Genomic DNA, 19,421 nt, shown 5'->3' with positions numbered 1-19,421 from the left:
CCCGAAAACACCGCTATTTTACTGTTTTTGGTTTTTTTCCTTTTTCCTGTGCATCTACAACAGCTACCGCTGCCATATTTACTATTTCCTCCACACTAGCACCTAACTGTAAAATATGTACCGGCTTTCTCATTCCCATCATAATAGGGCCAATAGAGTCGGCATTGTTCATTTCTTTCAGAAGTTTATAGGTGCCATTTGCCGATTCTAAATTAGGGTATATCAAGGTATTCACCTTTTTACCAACTAATTTTGAAAAAGGGAACTTACTTTGAAGCATTTCTTTATTCAAGGCAAAATCTGTTTGGATCTCCCCATCTACAATAAGTTCTGGGTTGGATCTATGCAAAATAGCAACTGCCTCTTTCACTTTTCTAGCACGTTCATTTTTAGAAGATCCAAAATTAGCATAAGAGATCATGGCTATCACAGGCTCCATTCCAAACATTCTCACGGTTTTGGAAGTCATCATTGCTATCTTAGCAAGATCTTTAGCAGAAGGATCTATGTTTATAGAAGTGTCACTTATAAAAAGTGGTCCTCTGGAAGTATTCATTAAGTTGGTTGCCGCTATTCTATCTACCCCTTTGGCCATTCCTATTAATTCTAACATTGGTTTTACCACTGTAGGATAAGCTCTTGAATATCCGGAAAGCAAAGCATCTGCATCTCCTTCATTCACCATCATTGCAGCAAAGTAATTACGCTCACGCAATAAATTTTGGGCATCGTATTTTGTAACCCCACTTCGGTACCTGGATTTCCAGTAAACATCTGCATAACGTTCTCGGCGCTCTTTTTCTTCATCAGATTTTGGATCGATGATAGTTACAAGATCTTCATCAAAATCTATTTCATTCATCAATTCAATAATCACATCTTTTCTACCCAAAAGAATTGGAATAGCAATTCCCTCTTCCTGAGTGATCTGTGCTGCCTTAAGAACATCTAACTGATCTGCTTCTGCAAAAACCACCTTTTTAGGATCCATTTTTGCACGATTCATCAGTAAACGGGAGATCTTATTATCATTCCCCATTCTGTTCAGTAATTCCTCCTCATATCGCACCCAATCCAGAATCGGACTTTTAGCTACGCCACTTTCCATAGCTGCCTTCGCAACTGCCGGCGGAACTCGGGCTATTAATCTAGGATCAAAAGGTTTTGGAATTATGTATTCTGGACCAAAATTCAATTTTGTCTCTCCATATGCAATATTCACTTGCTCTGGCACAGGCTCTTTTGCTAATTCTGCCAAAGCTTTAACTGCAGCCATTTTCATAGCCTCGTTAATTTTGGTAGCTCGTACATCCAAGGCGCCTCTAAAAATAAAAGGGAAACCAAGCACATTATTCACCTGATTAGGATGATCGCTTCTTCCTGTTGCCATAATAAGATCTTTACGCGCAGAAACAGCAAGATCATATTCAATTTCCGGGTCTGGATTGGCCATTGCGAAAACTATTGGGCGTTTGGCCATACTTTTCAGCATTTGAACATCTACTATATTAGCAATAGAAAGACCTACGAATACATCGGCATCTTTCATTGCCTCTTTAAGAGTATCTATTTTTCTTTTAGTAGCAAATTCAATTTTTTCAACAGATAAGTTAGCTCTATCCGCCCGAATCACTCCCTTGCTATCAAGCATTACGATATTTTCAGCCTTCGCACCAAAGGATTTATACAATTTTGTGCAAGACACTGCTGCGGCACCTGCTCCGCTAATCACTATTTTAACCTTTTCTATTTTCTTTTTTGCGATCCCCAAGGCGTTTAATAAGGCAGCAGCAGAGATAATAGCTGTTCCATGCTGATCATCGTGCATTACAGGAATATCAAGCTCCTCTTTTAATCTACGTTCTATTTCAAAAGCTTCGGGAGCCTTAATATCTTCTAAATTAATTCCTCCAAAAGTGGGAGCAATATTTTTTACAGTCTGAATAAATGCTTCTACATCTTTGGTATCTACTTCAATATCGAACACATCTATATCTGCAAAGATCTTGAAGAGCAGTCCCTTACCTTCCATCACTGGTTTTGATGCTAATGGACCTATGTCTCCAAGACCAAGAACTGCAGTACCATTAGAAATTACCGCAACCAAGTTTCCCTTCGCTGTATATTTATAGGCGTTCTCCTTATCCTTCTCTATTTCTAAACATGGAATAGCAACTCCCGGGGAATATGCCAAAGATAGATCTCTTTGGGTTGCATATTTCTTAGTTGGCACAACCTCTATCTTTCCAGGTTTCGGTTTTGCGTGATAAACTAATGCTTCTCTCCTTTTACTGTCCTTACTCATATTCAAAATTATTGGCTGAGTAACAAAGGTAATAAGCTTTAGTTTTTTCAGGTATATAAATATCAAATACTTTAAACTTGATATTTATCTAGAAACTAGATCAAAATACTCTTACATCTCTAATTTCTCTAGCTCTTCCATATCATTGATAATTTCCTCAATCCTGCTTATTAATTTGCCATAGACTAAATGAGTACTTAGTTTGTAACTGAGCATCCCTAAGCCAGATAATAGTATAGCAATGGCTGCTACTAGGAGAATTTGGAAATAAATATCTAATCCCATAAAATTAGACATCACAGGTGTTCCCTGAAAATAAATCCAATATGCTGGAATGATTAAGATTGGTGGGCCTATCGCTAATAATTTGTTATAAAACTTCTGAATCGCTTTTAACTGAGAATAATAATTAATTAAATATTCATAGGTATTTGAGCTTGGATTAAATTGATCCATTTTCTTCAACATTTTTTTATTCAGAAAAAATAATGAAAGAATTAAAGCTCCTACATAAATTCCTAGCAGCAACTTATCTAAATAAGTAAATAGTCCAAATAAAAATATGGCCATCGGAATAAGACTAATGTTATCCCATTTCGAAGTAGACTTGATTTTATCAATTATCAAATTGGATTTTCTAGTATAGAGATCCTTAACAAAAGGTAGTTTGAAACTTTTATTAGATTCAAAACCTTCTTTCCATATATTTTCAATAGATCTTTCCATCAAGTAATGTTTTTAGTTTTTTCTTAATTCGAGTGATTTTAACTCCGATATTATTTGGCGACAACCCCATGATTTCGCCTATTTCTTGGTACGAATTCTCTTCTAAGTAAAGAAGTATGATGGCCCGGTCCAGCTCGGAAAGCTGCTTTATAGCCAAATAAAGAAGTTTGAGCGATTCGTCATTGAAAGGATTAGAGTCCTGTAAACCCCCATCGAGATCTGGTAATTCAACGCTTTTCTTATTTACTTTTTTATCCTTCTTAAGCAAAGAGAGTGCTACATTTAAAGAAATTCTGTAGACCCAAGTAGACCATTTGGAATCACCCTTGAAATTCTCCCGACTCTTCCATAACTGAAGACAAACTTCTTGATAATAATCCTGAAAATCTTCTTCGCTGTCTGTATAGGCACGGCAGATCTTAATGATAATTCCGGCATAAGGTAAAATGAACTGGGTATAGAAATCTTTACTCAAAGCTTCTTTTTATTCATTAGTTCCGAAAAGGCGAGTTTATTACAGTTTTGGGTAATAAAATTATAAAACTTACTTTTTAAAAAACTCAGTATTCCTTTTTAATCCGTCTAACTTTGTTCGTTTTACGGCAACTTTTTAAAAATTTCATTTCAAGTTTCTTAGGTGATTTCCTGACAATTTTTTTTGTTCATCTCCAGCAAATCTTCATGCGGGTTGAACAAAGGTTCATTATGAGATTTTGAGAATTTATTTCAGGGACACACATTCTTGCAAACATCTCAACCAAACATCCAGTCACAAAATTGTCTCTTTTCAGAAGTGGGCAACTCTTATGTTAATTTTACAGTAAAATAAGAAATAAATTTAATCTAGATTTTTCTCCTTCAGCTGTCTTAGAAAAATTGGAGAATTACGATAATAATTTTCCAAAAGTTCAAGATGTTTTCCTGCGGAAATGATTTCGTGGAAGCCAGGACTTTCTGCGCAGAAATAAACGAAATTCAGAATTTCCTCCTCAGGTATTCCGAGTTCTTCAACAAAAAATTCGGTAGAAACAATCTCGATTCCTTTGTCCACTTTAGCATCAAATTTCATAAACTCCTTGGCCTTCTTCAGCATTTTTATCCTTCCGTTGAGCGTGTTGAGCAAAAAGATTAATGGTGAATTTGTGGCAGAATTAAATTTTCTCTCTATTAGGGTCAGGGGTGGTTTATTTGAAAATGGAAAGCCTATATCTGCCTGGTTAAAAACTTCCATCTTTTGAAGGTCCTGCTTAAGATCCCCCCTCAAATTGATGTTACTTATCAAAACTTCACCCAATTCGTTTAAATCTAAAAACAGTTCAACCTGCAAATATTGTCGTTCAAAAATTTCTTCAGAAATCTTAACCTCCACAATATCATACTGTATCGAAGAAAATTTTAAAACATCATTTAAGGCTACCTGTAGCTCAAAATCTCCCGAAACTGAATTTGTTGTCCCGGTTTGTCTTGTTAAGTTTATTATATGAATAGAAGAACCATCTAAGGAATCTGCGGTAATTTTCCCCTTCAGAAGTATGGTTTTCTGGGGAAAAATTGAAGTACAGCAAAAAAAGACAGAGAGAAAAATAACAATTTTTGCTTTCGACAATCTATGAGAATTTAGTTTTATGGTGCTGAGTTAATTTTGAACTTATTCCTGCTTTCCGGAATAAACTTTCCAATTCATCAACTTGAGATTGCTTTTTCAAATTCAACAAATCTCTTACTTTCCCATTTTTCAGTTTAAGTTTAAAACTTTTTCTGCCAAAAAATTCTTTTTGCAAAAACCAGTCAATATCTTTGATTTTTATGCTGCTTTCAGAAGTCTTTTTGAAGATAAGGAACAATAGAATAAAAATGGAAATTAGGCTTATTGAAACCCACATCACAGAAAACCAGTTAAAGCCGGTAAGGAAAGATTGAACTAAATTGAAACCACCATTTATTATATTTATGATCAACACAAATTTGAGAGTCCAGTTATTCTTTCCAAAATTATCATCGATCTCTATGAGCCTATGCTCTTCATAATATTTTACTTTCACCAAGGCAGTTTAATTAATTCATTTATCTCGGAAAACTACCAAATAAAAATTAAAAAGAACATTTCAACCCTCCAAAAAACGAAGATTTCGTTTTAAACCATCAAATTTTGTCCTTTTTACGGCCGATTTTTTGAAAATTTCATTGAAAGTCTCTTTGGTAAGTTCTTCCCAATCCTTCTTGTCATACTCTAAAATTTGTGGATTAGGATCGAATAATGGCTCGCTATGAGCTTTTGAGAATTTATTCCAAGGGCAAACATCCTGGCAGACATCACAACCAAACATCCAGTCATCAAATTGATTTTTGTAAGAATTTGGCAACTCATTCTTAAGTTCAATGGTGAAATAGGAAATACATTTGCTGCCATCTACTTTGTAAGGCTCTACAATTGCCTGAGTTGGGCACGCGTCTATACAGGCGGTACAGCTTCCGCAATGATCCGTCACCGGAGTATCATACTCTAATTCGAGGTCTACTATCAATTCTGCTATAAAGTAGAAAGATCCGACCTGTTTAGTCAATAAATTGGAATTCTTACCAATCCAGCCCAGGCCACTTTTCGCTGCCCAAGCCTTGTCCATTACTGGAGCAGAATCCACAAAAGCTCTACCCTCTACTTCTCCTATTTCCTGTTGAATAAACTGAAGCAATTGCTTAAGTTTCTCTTTAATCACAAAATGATAATCGGTGCCATAGGCATATTTGCTGATCTTATAAGAATCTTTATTTTGAAATTCGGAAGGATAATAATTCAGCAACAAGGAGATGACACTTTTGGAGCCAGTTACCAATTTTGTGGGATCCAATCTCTTGTCGAAATGATTTTCCATATAACTCATTTCGCCATGCATATTTTGCTTTAGCCAACTTTCCAATCTGGGAGCTTCTGTTTCTAGGAATTCAGCTTTGGAAATGCCACAAGACATAAAGCCGAGGCGGTTGGCTTCTGCTTTTATTAATTCAGAATATTTAGCATTTTGCAACATAGCTGCTATCTCTTTTGGAACCTCAAAATAGCATTTTTCGGCTTTAAAGTTATCAAAGGAAGAATCTCAATAGGGGTCGTTTTTTCTTCGATCTCGTATTTCCCAACCATTTCTGCTACTGCAAGAATCATTTCGAACATTGCAAAGTTATTCCCGATACATTTTCTTGGTCCTGCACCAAAGGGGGCATAAAACGGAGTGTGTAAATAAGGATCCGAATCTGAAAATCTTTCAGGACTAAATTTTTCAGGATCTTCCCAATGCGATTTGTGTTTATGAATCTCATAAAACGAAAACAATAAATTAGATCCTTTTGGGATCTGCACGCCCTCAAATTCATCATCTTCCAAATTTATTCTATCAATAAAATAAGCCGGAGGATATAAACGCATAGTTTCCTCAACCACTTTTTTAGTATAATTACAAGCTTGAATAAACTCCATTAAAGAATGAGTCTCATTTTTCGCCTGTTCAACTTCATTAAATATCAATTGTTGTGATTCTGGATTTCGAGCTAAAAGTTGAGCTGCAAACGTGAGCGCATTCGAGGTTGTCTCATGACCGGCAGTAAAAAGAATTAATATTTCGTCTATTAGTTGCTCTTCGTCCATTTCGTTTCCATCCTCATAACGTGCATCCAATAACATATCCAATAGATCGTCCTCTCGTTTCCCGCTTTCTTTTCTTTCCTGAACAAGTTTTTTGAGGATCGCTCTGGCCTCGTCTGTTAGATCTGTATGTTTTTTAATTTCCCCACCATATTTAAACCATAAGCTTAAAAAGGGCTGCCGCAGTTCCCTCACTAACATTTTTTGAGCAGCTTCTGTGATATATTGCAAGCGTTCTATATCTTTTAATCCCACTGCACTACTAAACAATGATTTCACCACCGTTTGGAAAGCAAGATCGTTGAAGATTGGAAATACATCTATTTCTTTATCCGTTTCAATTTTATCAAGCTCAGTAAGAATAGCATTATGAATGCTATCTAACAATAAGGTGAGCTGCTTTTTATGAAAAGCAGGCTGAATCAATTTTCGTTGCTTTTTCCAGTGGTCTCCTTCAGCAGTTAGCAAGCCACGACCTACATATTTCACAAGATCTTTGGTTTGGATCGGAGATTTCGTATAGTTCTTCTGATTCTTCTGAAGGACATATTCTGCTAAATAGGCATCCCTTGAAAAGATCACAGATTTTCCTGGACCAATAATTAACCTGAAAGTGTCTCCTACTTTTTCAAAATTATTATGATGAAAAGGCAACGGATTCTTCAGAATATTTGAGGCATGCTTCAAAAATTGTAAAAATGAAACTTTTGGAATACTCTTTTTAGCCATAATATTTTTTGTTTTATCAATTTCCTGAATTCAAACTTTTAATATCGTTTAGACTTCTTGTGTATCCTCCAGCATTACAAAAGTACATAATTGAAATCCTTTAAAGTAGTGTAATAAAAAAAGTGAGCTTAGCCTTACATTATAAAAATTCCATTATTAATTTGATTGTCCGTAAAGTATTATAGACTGATAAAGGAGGTCACTCTGTCCAAACGTTTCGGGAATGGGTGAACTATTTATCAAATTGAGCCTGTCTAAATGTGTGAATTGTAGTTTAAACTTCAAAAAGATTAGTTTGACAAAAGAACATACTCATAAGCAAACCTTATTAGAACCTGAAACTCCTGATGCGTCAAGAAAGGGTGACATTATTATTGCTTAATGATTTATTTTCAAAACAAAAAAAAGGATCTGGTTTTTAGACCAAATCCTTTTTTTAAATTAATAAAGAGCACTGAATTAAACTGAATCCAATTTTCTTTTTTGAACCAGAATTTCGGCACTTAATAATTTTATTGTGGCTGGGTAACTGTATTCATTTGAAGAGTTGCAGCAGTTTGTGCCAATAACCTTCCATTTATTGAAGCGCCAGTCTTTAAATTAATTCCAGTCTGACCTAAAATATTTCCTTCAAAATGACTGGTAGTTCCAAAAGTAACCGCTCCGGCTACTTGCCAGAATATATTCTTAGCTTGTGCACCACCGCTCAAGGTAACATTCACTGCAGAACTCATATCAAGATTTCCGGAAACCTGGAATATCCATACATCGTCAGGTCCACCTTCTAGTGCAATATCGGTTGGGATAACAACTGAACTGGTGAATTTATATAAGCCGGCGGTTAGAGTTTTACCTCCGATATTTCCAGCTCCTAAATTCACGAAATCTGGAGTAGTACGACCGGCAGCATCGGTATATGCAGTTTGCATATTACTAATTGCTGTTGTTAACATGCTTGCGCTTGTGGTTATACAAGCAGGACCTGCAGCATCTACTGAGTATACATTTCCAGTTACTTCGCCACAGTCTATAACCATCGCAGCACCAGTAATTGGACTAGTTCCAATATCTCCGGTAATAGAAGATTTATAAACACTGGTTATTCCTGTTTTTGAGAGAATTGTAAAATTCCCGGCAACACCAAGATCTACTACCTTCAATGTTCCTTGTGGTTTTGCATTCTCTGATTTCTTATTTGAAGAAAGATCTGCTGAATTTTCTATTGATGCATCCATATCAACTGAATTGTCATTCATTTCATCCTTTTCACAACTGGACATTAATCCAACAAATACGAATGCCAAGGCTGGTAATACTATTTTAAGTTTCATAAATAATTACAATTATTTTGCGACTTCATTATCACTTGGTGAAAGTCAGCATTCCGCTGGTAGAAAGTGTTACATACTTATTGTGGAATGTTATACAATTCCCACATTTTATTTTGATTTAATTCAATTTTAATATTTAATTGTCAAAAAAAAACAAATAAATACTATTTGCCGAAGATTAAAATGAAATTTGATTAGTACTTCTGAGTTAATACGTCCGGCATTATATTTTTTTTAAATGCGCAATTTTCAGGATGAAATGGGATCAATTTAAAATTCGATAAAGCAAAAAAAAGGATATGGTTTTACACCATACCCTTTTTTAAAATTTAAAAGAAATTCTCTGTTAACTATAAGAGAACTTAGTTAGCAGGAATAAGATCAATTACAACCGTACGGTTATAAGCGCGTTCCTCCGGAAGTTTATTTCCAAAAGGAGCTGCTGCTTCATCCTCACCAGATCCGTGTACTTCAAATGTCACATCACTTCTTTTTGAATTTGACATTGCTTTTTCAAGAATTTTCTTAACATCATTTGCACGTGCCAAAGATAATTTTTGATTGTTATCTGTTTCTCCAATAACATCGGTATAACCGTGAATAATAACTTTTCCGTTTTCAGGAATTTTTGGCGCTACAATCTCGGCAAGATATTTTTCGTACATAGCTATCGCTTTGGAGTCATCAAATTCATAAAGTATACTAAATCTCATCCCTTCTTCCAATTCAGACGGAGTCCAGAGTACAACGTTTATGTTAGATTCTTCGGTTACAATCCCACCATCTTCGGTTGTACCTACCATTTTAACTTTATAGTCTCCTTCAGTATTGGTTCCCAAGATGGTTTCTCCCGGAAGCCTCACTTCTTCTTCTGTATAAGGTCCGAAATTTTGAACCATTCCGTTTTCATCTGTAAGTTCAAGTTTCCATGAAGAAAATCCTTCTTTAGCTCCTTCAGCTTTAAAAGTTACATAGCTTTCAACAGGTGCTACTTGATTACCTTTAATTTGTACAGGTTTCAAGGGTGCATTAGGACCGCTTTGGAATTCCATAAGCAAAGCCGGAGAATTACTTTCGATAGAAACTCTTCTGTCTCCTTCGCGAAGAAGATCCAACTCACGTGTTCCACCTGGTTTCTCTGATGGGATTTTTGGCTTGTTTCTTCCTTCAACAGCAATTCTTGTTGCATCGATTCCAAATACATCTACCAAATATTTCTTAACAGACTCTGCCATTAATTTTCCGTCTTCCGGACCTTTTTCTGATGATCCAACCAAAGTAATGCTTGAGGAAGGATTTTTTCCCATACGGTCACCAAGTATATTCAATACATTGTAATAAACTGCCATTTCACGTTTTGAACGTCCGGACAAGTCTTTAGGAGTATTTACTTCAACCTGATCTTCTTTAAAATCTTTTACGTTGTCTTTATTCAACAACACATAACGACTAGGAATCTCTGTAGATTCTTTTTCAAAATACACATAGTTACGCAATGGGAAGGTTTCGGTTACCAAACGTTCACCCGGAACGTTCTCAGGAGAATTAACAGTAAATCCTATTACAGGCGCTACAACTTCCGCTTCTTCAACTACCAATTTGCGACCAAGACCAAACTTAAGTGCTGCACCAACTCTTACAGTAGTGTTGTTCCATGATTCTGTTGCACGTGGATTCTGACCAAAATATGGTTGAAAAGATACAAAAGGAGAAAGCACAAACTGTGTTTTCTGGGTATTTGAAGAAAGGGGAATATCATATCCTGCCCCTACCTGCATTGAAATAATAGTGTTCTCTACATCACCAAAATCTGCATTGACATCTGGCCCTGCTATTTGTGCTGGAAAATCAGGGTTGGTTCCTTTCTTGTATGTAAAGGATTTATTTACATTAAAAGCCAATCTTGGTCCGCCATAAACATATAGGCCGTTTTTGAAAGGTGCAATACGCAAACTTGGTTCAACGGTAATATAACTAAGGTCTGAAGAAAGATCCATAGGACAGTTACATGGTGAAATAACCTGATCCCATTCACCCTGACGATTGTCATATCCCGTTTGTAACATAATTCCCCATACTGAATCCGGGAAATGATATTCTACAAGAGGCGCTGCAAAAAGTCCAATCCCATCACCATCATGAAATGCAGTTGGAACGGTTAGATTATCATTTAATCTTTGTGTGGTACCGCGATAGAAATTAAAGTTTGCACCGGCGGCTACACCAAACAACCAGGTTGGTTTTTCGTATTGAGTTTCCTGTGCCATAGCAGGCATTTGGAAACCTAATGCGATTAAAATAATAAATAGTATTTTTTTCATATTTGGGATATAAGGGGACTGTGCCAAGCACAGCCCCATTTTTCAATTAATTTTAGTTTTCCTAATTCTTATAAAATGAATTATGGTTTTGTAACTGTATTTGAATCCAGGCTTACTGCTCCGGTTCTAGTTAAGGCTCTTCCGTTAAGTATCGCACCTGTGTTCAAGGTAATAGATATGTTTGCTAGGATATTTCCGTAGAAAACAGAAGTAGTTCCAAGAGTTGCAGAAGTACCTACTGCCCAGAAAATATTTTCGGCTTTTGCACCACCCGAAAGGACAATACTTGTGCCCGGATCTGTGATAAGTGTAGAACCCATTTTGAAGATCCAAACTGCATTTGGATCACCACCTGCATCCAGTGTCAAAATTCCCTGTGGTCCCGTGCCTGATATTCCGGTTGAAGTTGAATTAACATACAATCCTGGGGTAAGGGTAAGACCTCCAAGTTGTCCAGGCAATGAGATAGCATTCAAAGACCTTGATTGACCATCGTTATAAGCTGCAGTCAAATCTTGTTTTGCTTGGTCTACTATAGGATTAGCTGTAGTATAAAGCGTTCCATTTACATTTGTCTGGTCTAGGCCATTAATTGTAGCAGTTGGAAAAGAACCAACATCACCATTTAGCCTGGTGGTAACACCAGTGTTAGTAATCCCTGCTCCTGCAAGAACAACAAAGTCTGCAGCAGATCCAAGATCTATCCCTTGAGGATTAGGATTATTTATCAGCGTAAAGTTGGCGGTGATATTCTTGTTAGAATTCATTACCACTGTTAATGGATTGTTAGATCCGTTAGCATCTCCGCTCCAGGATGTAAATTCATAACCGTTGTCTGGCGTTGCAGTAAGAATTACTTGATCTCCATTATTGTAATTTTGCTGATCTGGATTTTTTGAAACACTTCCATTTTGAGCAGTTACATTTAATGTAAAGGTTTCAGGATTATTTACCAGCGTAAAGTTGGCGGTGATATTCTTGTTAGAATTCATTACCACTGTTAATGGATTATTAGATCCTGTAGCATCCCCACTCCAAGATGTAAATTCATATCCATCGGCAGGCGTAGCGGTAAGAATTACCTCATCTCCACTATTGTAAGTTTCCTCATTCGGATTTTTTGCAACGGTTCCGTTTTGGGCAGTTACATTTAATGTGAAGGTTTCAGGATTATTTACCAGAGTAAAGTTGGCGGTGATATTCTTGTTAGAATTCATTACCACTGTTAATGGATTGTTAGATCCGGTAGCATCCCCACTCCAGGATGTAAATTCATATCCATCGGCTGGCGTAGCTGTAAGAACTACCTCATCCCCACTATTGTAAGTTTCCTGATTAGGATTTTTTGCAACGGTTCCGTTTTGGGCAGTTACATTTAGTGTGAAGGTTCTAACCTCAAAATTGGCAACCAAGTTCGTGTTTTCAGTTAATTCAAATGTATAACTTGAATTGGTTGCTACTTCAGTCCCATTAACTGTCCAGCTAACAAAGGCATAGCCTGTATTTGGAGTTGCCGTAACAGTTACATCGGTTTCAGCATCAAATGAACCAGAACCATTTGTTGATCCACCTTCTGCAGGATTTGCCGATAAGGTTACCGCAAATTGATTTTCAGGTACAAGGCTATAATTTGCAACCAATGTTCTGTTTCCGGTCAGTACAAATTGATAGCTTGAACTGGTAGAAGCTATAGTTTCTCCTTCTGTCCAGTTAACAAAAACATATCCTGGATTTGGCAAAGCTGAAACCGTTACAGTTGAATTTTCAGTAAATTGACCAGATCCGTTTGTAGTTCCACCGGCAATTGGGCTTGAAGAAAGATTTATCCTAAAATTCCCTAAAACAACTTCGTCAAAATTAGCTACCAAAGCTATGTTTCCGTCCATTTCAAACTGATAGCTTGAACTTGTTGAAACCACTGTTTCACCTTCTGTCCAGTTAGTAAATGTAAAACCTTCATTAGGTGTTGCAGCTACTGTAACTAAAGATCCATCAACAAATGTACCAGCTCCAATAAGCGTTCCTCCGGCTTCCGGGCTTGCAGATAAGGTTACTTCAGGGATAGTTGTAAATGTCCATACATAATTTTCCTGTAATGCATTGCCCATAGGATCTTTAACAGATGTTGTCACCGTTCCTGTGTAGGTGGTGTTTGGCGCAAGATCCTCAGAAGGTGTAAAGGTTGCTATTGCACCTGAAGACGTAATGGTTCCTACTAATTGAGTAGGTCCATCTACCATAAAAGTTTCCTCATTAATTGTTTCAGGATTTACATCCTCATTAAAAGTTACGGTGATCACCTGGTCAAGTGGTACATTGATATCACCATCCTCTGGGACTGTCGATAATACAATTGGACAAACTCCAACGATCTCAACGACATCATCTTTGGAACACCCGGTAATTATAAGTACCAGTGCAAAAGCAAAAGCCAAGGCAGAGGTTAAATGTAATTTTTTAAAATGCATGTGTTTTTCTTTAGGTTAAGTTACTGGTAAGAAACCAGAGTGAAATAATTTTTCACGTTGTAAACCTACATCATCAAATAACACAAAGCATTACATAACAATTGGAAAGAGTTATATAATTCACACATTTAGCGTTAGTTTAACTTTTAAAAACCAGCAGGTTGTTCTTGACTCAGTTTAAAAGGCAATAAAGTATATTGCAGGACTTAGAAAAGTTGGGTGATGGAAAACCCGAGAAAAATCGATCTGGAAATAAGAAAACAAGTTTTTTTATGATATTTATCTGCGAGGAACTTTGCTCCAAATCAAGAGCGGAAAACTGATCAATTTGTTCTAAATAAATTTTTAAAATAGGTCAAGATTTTTCATTATGTTCAATCAAAGATTGAACATAATGAAGTAAAAACCAAAATAAATTCTTCACAATCAAATCCTTTCATTTAAATGATTTCCATTTTTTCTTCTTCTTCTTTTTGCTTCAGTAATTTATAAACAGTAGGCGTAAGACCTGTGACTTTTTTAAACTGTCCAGATAAATGTGCCATGCTGCTATAATGAAGTTTATAAGAGATCTCAGTAAGATTGAGTTCATCATATAAAAGCAATTCTTTTACCCTTTCAATTTTATTGACGATAATATATTGCTGTATGGTAATACCTTTTACTTCTGAAAACGTATTGGCCAGATAGGTATAATCATAGTTTAATTTTTCACTGATATACTTAGAATAATTCATTTTAGGACACCCATCAGCATATTGGATCATCTCCAGAATCGTGTTTTTTATGTTTTCAATAAGAATACTCTTTTTATCCTTGTGTAGTTTAAGTCCAAACTTTAAAAGATTCCATTTAAGTTCATTCCTTTGTGTAATAGATATTTCTCCAGGAAGTTCAACCATTCCAAGTTCTATAAATCCAAATGGGATCTCCAGCCTTTCCAATTCTTCTTCTACAAGCATTTTACATCGCAAACTAACCATATATTTAATATATAACCTCATATTAATTTTATTAAGTCTGTTAGTTAAATATTCAAACTAATTACTATAACGCATTTAATTGCAGTATATGTTAATCAAATATTAATATTTCTGAAAACTATAAAAATTAAATGCAGGAATTTTCGTACATTTAAGATAATCGCTAACGGATCAAACCTAAGGCTATTTATGTATATAAAACATTATTTGGGAAATGCTTGTGAATTTTAAGCTTGGTTTTTATCGATATTAAATATGTTTTTAACGGACTTATCAGCTGTTAATAACATAAATTTTAGTTTTCCGGTGTAGTCACTAATCAAATATGAACAAGAGGTTATAATTTTTATTATGTTTGCTATTAACGAACAATTGCAATGAAACTTTTGAATATAAATACTTAAAAACCACGGGGTTTTAATTCAGAGAAAAAGCATACTTTAAACCACGAAGGCTTATCAATCCTAAAAACATAGAACTCTAGATTCAATTTTTACTTCAGTAGGGGAGGATTTAATACTGGCAGACAGACCTACTAGTAATCTTATGAAATTCGATTAGCATTCCTTAGACACATTTTCGAAATCATTCAATTTGATGGAATTATTAACGGAGATACCCTTATTGATCTGCTAAAAAACAACAGATTAAGGTTCTGGAAATCATTCAACTTACCCAATGTTAAGTTTTTAAAAAAAAGCCCTTCTAAAGGCCTATTTTCACAAATACTTTGATTTAATAGAAAAATGCTGATTTAGAAAAGCCCGCCCTGAGTATTCCCTTTAATCCTTCCCAAGTGCTTGTATGCAGCTTCGGTTACTTCTCGACCTCTTGGAGTTCTAAAGATAAAACCTTGTTGAATTAAGAAAGGTTCATACACCTCTTCAATAGTTTCAGCATTTTCACTTACCGCAGTAGCCAAGGTAGAAATGCCTACAGGTCCACCTTTAAATTTATCTATGATCGTGGTCAAGATCTTATTATCCATTTCATCTAAACCGTGCGCATCTACATTTAATGCCTTAAGACTGTATTTAGCGATCTCCATGTCTATCTTTCCATTTCCTTTGATCTGAGCAAAATCACGAACTCTACGCAATAATGCATTTGCAATACGAGGTGTTCCTCTACTTCGTCCTGCTATTTCTATAGCAGCATCTAGGGATAATGGTACCTTTAAAATATCTGCACTTCGCTGAAGGATGGTAGAAAGTAATTCTGTAGTGTAGTATTGTAGTCTACTAGAAATTCCAAACCTCGCTCTCATTGGGGAAGTAAGTAATCCAGATCTAGTGGTAGCACCAATAAGTGTAAAAGGATTCAAGTTGATCTGGACCGTACGTGCATTTGGCCCTGTCTCTATCATGATGTCGATTTTATAATCTTCCATTGCAGAATACAGATATTCCTCTACAATTGGACTTAACCTATGGATCTCATCTATAAACAAAACATCCCGCTCATCCAGATTAGTAAGTAAACCTGCAAGATCTCCGGGTTTATCTATAACCGGGCCCGAGGTGACTTTTATTCCGACCTGCAACTCATTAGCTAATATATGTGCCAAAGTGGTCTTACCTAATCCTGGAGGACCATGAAATAAGGTGTGATCTAATGCTTCCCCACGTTGGTTGGCAGCTTCAACAAATATCTTAAGATTCTCCAGCACTTGATCTTGACCTGCAAAATCATCAAAACTAAGGGGCCTTAAAGCTCTGTCTATTTCTAATTCTTCAGAAGAAAAATTCTCACCGGTAGGATCAAGATGCTCGTTCATATTATGAATTCAGGTTCTAAAATTCAATCGGAAATAATTGATTCAAACAAAGATAAAAGAAAAAAGCCTCTTCATTCCGGATGTCCCGGAAGAAAAGGCTTTTTTTTTAATATTTTAAGGTCTTGCTTAATGATTCATTTCTTCTTCTCCTTCTTGAAGTGGTATGTTTTGTGGAACAAAATCTTGTCCTGTAATTACATACTCTCCATCTTCATTAGTCTTACTGTAATCGTAAGGCCAACGGTATACTACAGGAAGGTCACCGTACCAGTTTCCGTGGATATGTTCTACCGGAGCAGTCCACTCTAAAGTAGTTGCTTCCCAAGGGTTCATTGTAGCTTTCTTTCCGAAGAAAATAGAGCTAAAGAAGTTGTATAAGAATACTAATTGTACTGCAGATGTAATTATCGCAAATACAGTAATCACAACATTTACATCTTGAAGATCATCAAAATACGGGAACGCCGTATTAGTATAATATCTTCTTGGTAAACCTGCCATCCCGATAAAGTGCATTGGGAAGAATACTCCGTAAGATCCAATTGCAGTTACCCAGAAGTGAACAAAACCGAGGTTCTTATTCATCATTCTACCAAACATCTTAGGGAACCAGTGGTAAACACCAGCTAACAATCCGTAAAGTGCAGAGATTCCCATTACCAAGTGGAAATGCGCAATTACAAAATAGGTATCGTGAACGTTTATATCTAATGTACTATCTCCTAATATAATTCCTGTTAAACCACCAGTAATAAAGGTAGACACAAAACCAATTGAGAATAACATTGCAGGATTAAATTGTATGTTCCCTTTCCACAATGTAGTAATCCAGTTAAAGGCTTTTACTGCAGATGGAATGGCAATCAATAAAGTTGTAAAGGTAAACACAGAACCTAGGAATGGATTCATCCCTGAGACAAACATGTGGTGACCCCAAACAATTGTAGATAAAAATGCAATTGCCAAGATAGAAGCAATCATCGCTCTGTATCCAAAAATTGGTTTACGAGAGTTTGTTGCCAAAATTTCTGAAACCAGACCCATAGCAGGTAAGATCACAATATATACTTCCGGGTGTCCTAAGAACCAGAATAAGTGTTCAAATAACACCGGAGAACCTCCTTGATGACTTAATACTTCTCCTTGAATAAAGATATCACTTAAGAAGAAGGATGTACCAAAGCTTCTGTCCATGATAAGTAATAAAGCTGCAGAAAGCAATACCGGGAAAGAAACCACCCCAATAATAGCAGTTACAAAAAACGCCCATATTGTTAAGGGTAACCTTGTCATAGACATTCCTACCGTTCTAAGATTGATTACAGTTACTATATAGTTCAAAGATCCCATTAGAGAAGATGCAATAAAAATTGCCATAGAAGACAACCAAAGTGTCATTCCCATTCCAGATCCACCAATTGCCTGTGGTAAGGCACTTAAAGGAGGATATATTGTCCATCCCGCAGATGCTGGCCCAGCTTCAACAAATAAAGAACTTAACATAACCAAACTGGATATAAAGAATAACCAGTAAGAGACCATGTTCAAAAATCCTGATGCCATATCCCTTGCTCCAATTTGCAATGGAATTAAGAGGTTACTAAAAGTACCACTTAGTCCAGCTGTAAGTACAAAGAATACCATGATGGTACCGTGAATAGTAACTAAAGCTAAATAAATCTCAGGTGTCATAACTCCTCCTGGAGCCCATTTTCCTAGAAGTGCTTCGAAGATCCAGAATGATTGCTCTGGCCATGCTAGTTGCATTCTAAAAAGAATCGACATAGCAATTCCTATAATCCCCATTAAGAGACCTGTAATAAGATATTGCTTAGCAATCATCTTATGATCTGTACTAAATATATATTTAGTTATAAATGTTTGCTCATGATGACCATTGTCATCATGAGTGTGAGCTTCCGTTGAGTTTACTACTGCTGACATATCTCTAAATCTTAGTTTTTTTTATAATGTTATTCAAGCTCAGTTTCTGTGTTTCCCTCTTCATCCAAATCCTCTTCCAAAGTGTCATCTTCATCAGTAATAATATCATCGGTAGACCCATCTGCTGCTGCCATTGTAGCACCGAAAGTTTGTTGTTCTTTGATCCAAGCCTTGTAATCTTCTTCGCTTTCAACAACAATCTTCATTTGCATATTATAGTGACCTTGACCACAAATCTTATTACATAGCAAGTAATATTCAAACTCATAAGAATCTAAAGGCACTTCACCAGCTGCCGTTAATTCTTTAGATTTATCTTTTCTAATATCATTAATTCTTCCAACTTTTTCTACCATGTATTCACTTTCTCTCATTTCTTCAGAAGTGATGGTTGGAGTGAAACCAAACTGAGTGATCATCCCAGGTACCACATTCATTTGTGCTCTAAAGTGAGGGAAGAATGCAGAGTGTAATACATCTTGAGATCTGAATTTGAACAATACCGGTCTTCCAACTGGTAAGTGCAATTCATTTATAATAACATCATCGTTTCCGTAAGAGTCACTTTCGTCTACTCCAAGTTGATTTACTCCTTGAATAAAACGAACATTCGCTTTCCCTAAAGTATTATCCTCTCCAGAGTATCTGGCTCTCCAGTCAAACTGATATGCATAGATCTCTATAACTAGAGGATCATCTTCTTCGTTGATATTCATTATATCAGACCAAGTAAATAATCCGTAGATAATTAGTCCTGCCAATACAATTACCGGAATAATTGTCCAGATAAATTCAAGTTTGTCATTATCTGCAAAAAACAAGGCTTTTTTACCTTTTTCGCCACGATATTTAAACGCAAACCAGTGCAACAATCCCTGAGTTAAAACTAATACAAACATGATTAGGGCAAGAGTGATGAACATTAAAGTATCTACTTCACTACCATGTTCCGAGGCTGCTTCAGGCAAATAGAACTTACTATAATGCCAGAAACAATAAATAGAAATAACATATATGAAGACCAAGAACATGAGCATCAGATACCCATTTACCTTATTGTCTTTTTGACTAGCAATTTGTGAAGAGTCTGTATGAGGGCCACGAGATAAATCAAATATCTTGGACATTTGCCATACAGTTACGGCAAAAAGTGCTATTACAATGATTATTAAAAATACAGTCATTTTTTTATTTCTTCTT

The 19,421-nt window shown here is 36.0% G+C and carries 14 protein-coding genes; all 14 read right to left on the bottom strand.

Features of this window, described 5'->3' with window-relative positions:
- Positions 1-13: 13 nt before the first annotated feature.
- The 14 genes from H033_RS0105835 to H033_RS0105770 all read right to left on the bottom strand — a co-directional run bounded on the left by H033_RS0105835 (position 14) and on the right by H033_RS0105770 (position 19,405).
- Positions 14-2,305 (bottom strand): NADP-dependent malic enzyme, encoded by a 2,292-nt coding sequence (locus H033_RS0105835; RefSeq protein WP_026837450.1) that lies wholly within the window; start codon positions 2,303-2,305, stop codon positions 14-16.
- A 111-nt stretch (positions 2,306-2,416) separates the two neighbouring features.
- Entirely contained in the window at positions 2,417-3,031 is a 615-nt protein-coding gene (locus H033_RS0105830; RefSeq protein ID WP_026837449.1) for a hypothetical protein, read from the bottom strand.
- Complete coding sequence (locus tag H033_RS0105825) at positions 3,015-3,506, bottom strand: RNA polymerase sigma factor (RefSeq protein ID WP_026837448.1); 492 nt, start codon at positions 3,504-3,506, stop codon at positions 3,015-3,017. The genes H033_RS0105830 and H033_RS0105825 overlap by 17 nt, the downstream gene beginning before the upstream one ends.
- Positions 3,507-3,869: 363 nt before the next feature.
- Positions 3,870-4,637 (bottom strand): hypothetical protein, encoded by a 768-nt coding sequence (locus H033_RS0105820; RefSeq protein ID WP_026837447.1) that lies wholly within the window; start codon positions 4,635-4,637, stop codon positions 3,870-3,872.
- A 1-nt stretch (position 4,638) separates the two neighbouring features.
- Complete coding sequence (locus tag H033_RS0105815; RefSeq protein WP_155827735.1) at positions 4,639-5,073, bottom strand: hypothetical protein; 435 nt, start codon at positions 5,071-5,073, stop codon at positions 4,639-4,641.
- 63 nt (positions 5,074-5,136) lie between these two features.
- On the bottom strand, positions 5,137-6,060 hold the full coding sequence (gene queG / locus H033_RS0105810) for a tRNA epoxyqueuosine(34) reductase QueG (protein WP_026837445.1): 924 nt from the start codon (positions 6,058-6,060) through the stop codon (positions 5,137-5,139).
- A 5-nt stretch (positions 6,061-6,065) separates the two neighbouring features.
- Complete coding sequence (locus H033_RS0105805) at positions 6,066-7,397, bottom strand: cytochrome P450 (protein ID WP_026837444.1); 1,332 nt, start codon at positions 7,395-7,397, stop codon at positions 6,066-6,068.
- Between the two features lie 512 nt (positions 7,398-7,909).
- Positions 7,910-8,728: an ice-binding protein gene (locus tag H033_RS0105800; protein ID WP_026837443.1), complete on the bottom strand. Its 819-nt coding sequence runs from the start codon at positions 8,726-8,728 to the stop codon at positions 7,910-7,912.
- 362 nt (positions 8,729-9,090) lie between these two features.
- The gene (locus tag H033_RS0105795; RefSeq protein ID WP_231367558.1) at positions 9,091-11,049 is read right to left on the bottom strand and encodes an OmpA family protein; all 1,959 of its coding nucleotides are present in this window, start codon (positions 11,047-11,049) and stop codon (positions 9,091-9,093) included.
- Positions 11,050-11,129: 80 nt separating this feature from the next.
- Complete coding sequence (locus H033_RS20900; protein WP_051227817.1) at positions 11,130-13,517, bottom strand: InlB B-repeat-containing protein; 2,388 nt, start codon at positions 13,515-13,517, stop codon at positions 11,130-11,132.
- A gap of 440 nt (positions 13,518-13,957) precedes the next feature.
- Positions 13,958-14,521: a helix-turn-helix domain-containing protein gene (locus H033_RS0105785; protein WP_026837441.1), complete on the bottom strand. Its 564-nt coding sequence runs from the start codon at positions 14,519-14,521 to the stop codon at positions 13,958-13,960.
- A 733-nt stretch (positions 14,522-15,254) separates the two neighbouring features.
- Entirely contained in the window at positions 15,255-16,277 is a 1,023-nt protein-coding gene (gene ruvB / locus H033_RS0105780; protein ID WP_026837440.1) for a Holliday junction branch migration DNA helicase RuvB, read from the bottom strand.
- Positions 16,278-16,403: 126 nt separating this feature from the next.
- Positions 16,404-18,221: a cbb3-type cytochrome c oxidase subunit I gene (locus H033_RS0105775; RefSeq protein WP_026837439.1), complete on the bottom strand. Its 1,818-nt coding sequence runs from the start codon at positions 18,219-18,221 to the stop codon at positions 16,404-16,406.
- A gap of 29 nt (positions 18,222-18,250) precedes the next feature.
- Positions 18,251-19,405: a cytochrome c oxidase subunit II gene (locus H033_RS0105770; RefSeq protein WP_026837438.1), complete on the bottom strand. Its 1,155-nt coding sequence runs from the start codon at positions 19,403-19,405 to the stop codon at positions 18,251-18,253.
- Between the last annotated feature and the right edge of the window lie 16 nt (positions 19,406-19,421).

This window comes from Gillisia sp. JM1 (assembly GCF_000424645.1).
Taxonomy (GTDB): Bacteria; Bacteroidota; Bacteroidia; order Flavobacteriales; family Flavobacteriaceae; genus Gillisia.
Note: the sequence above shows the minus strand (reverse complement) of the source record. Positions and strands in the feature narration are given on the sequence as shown.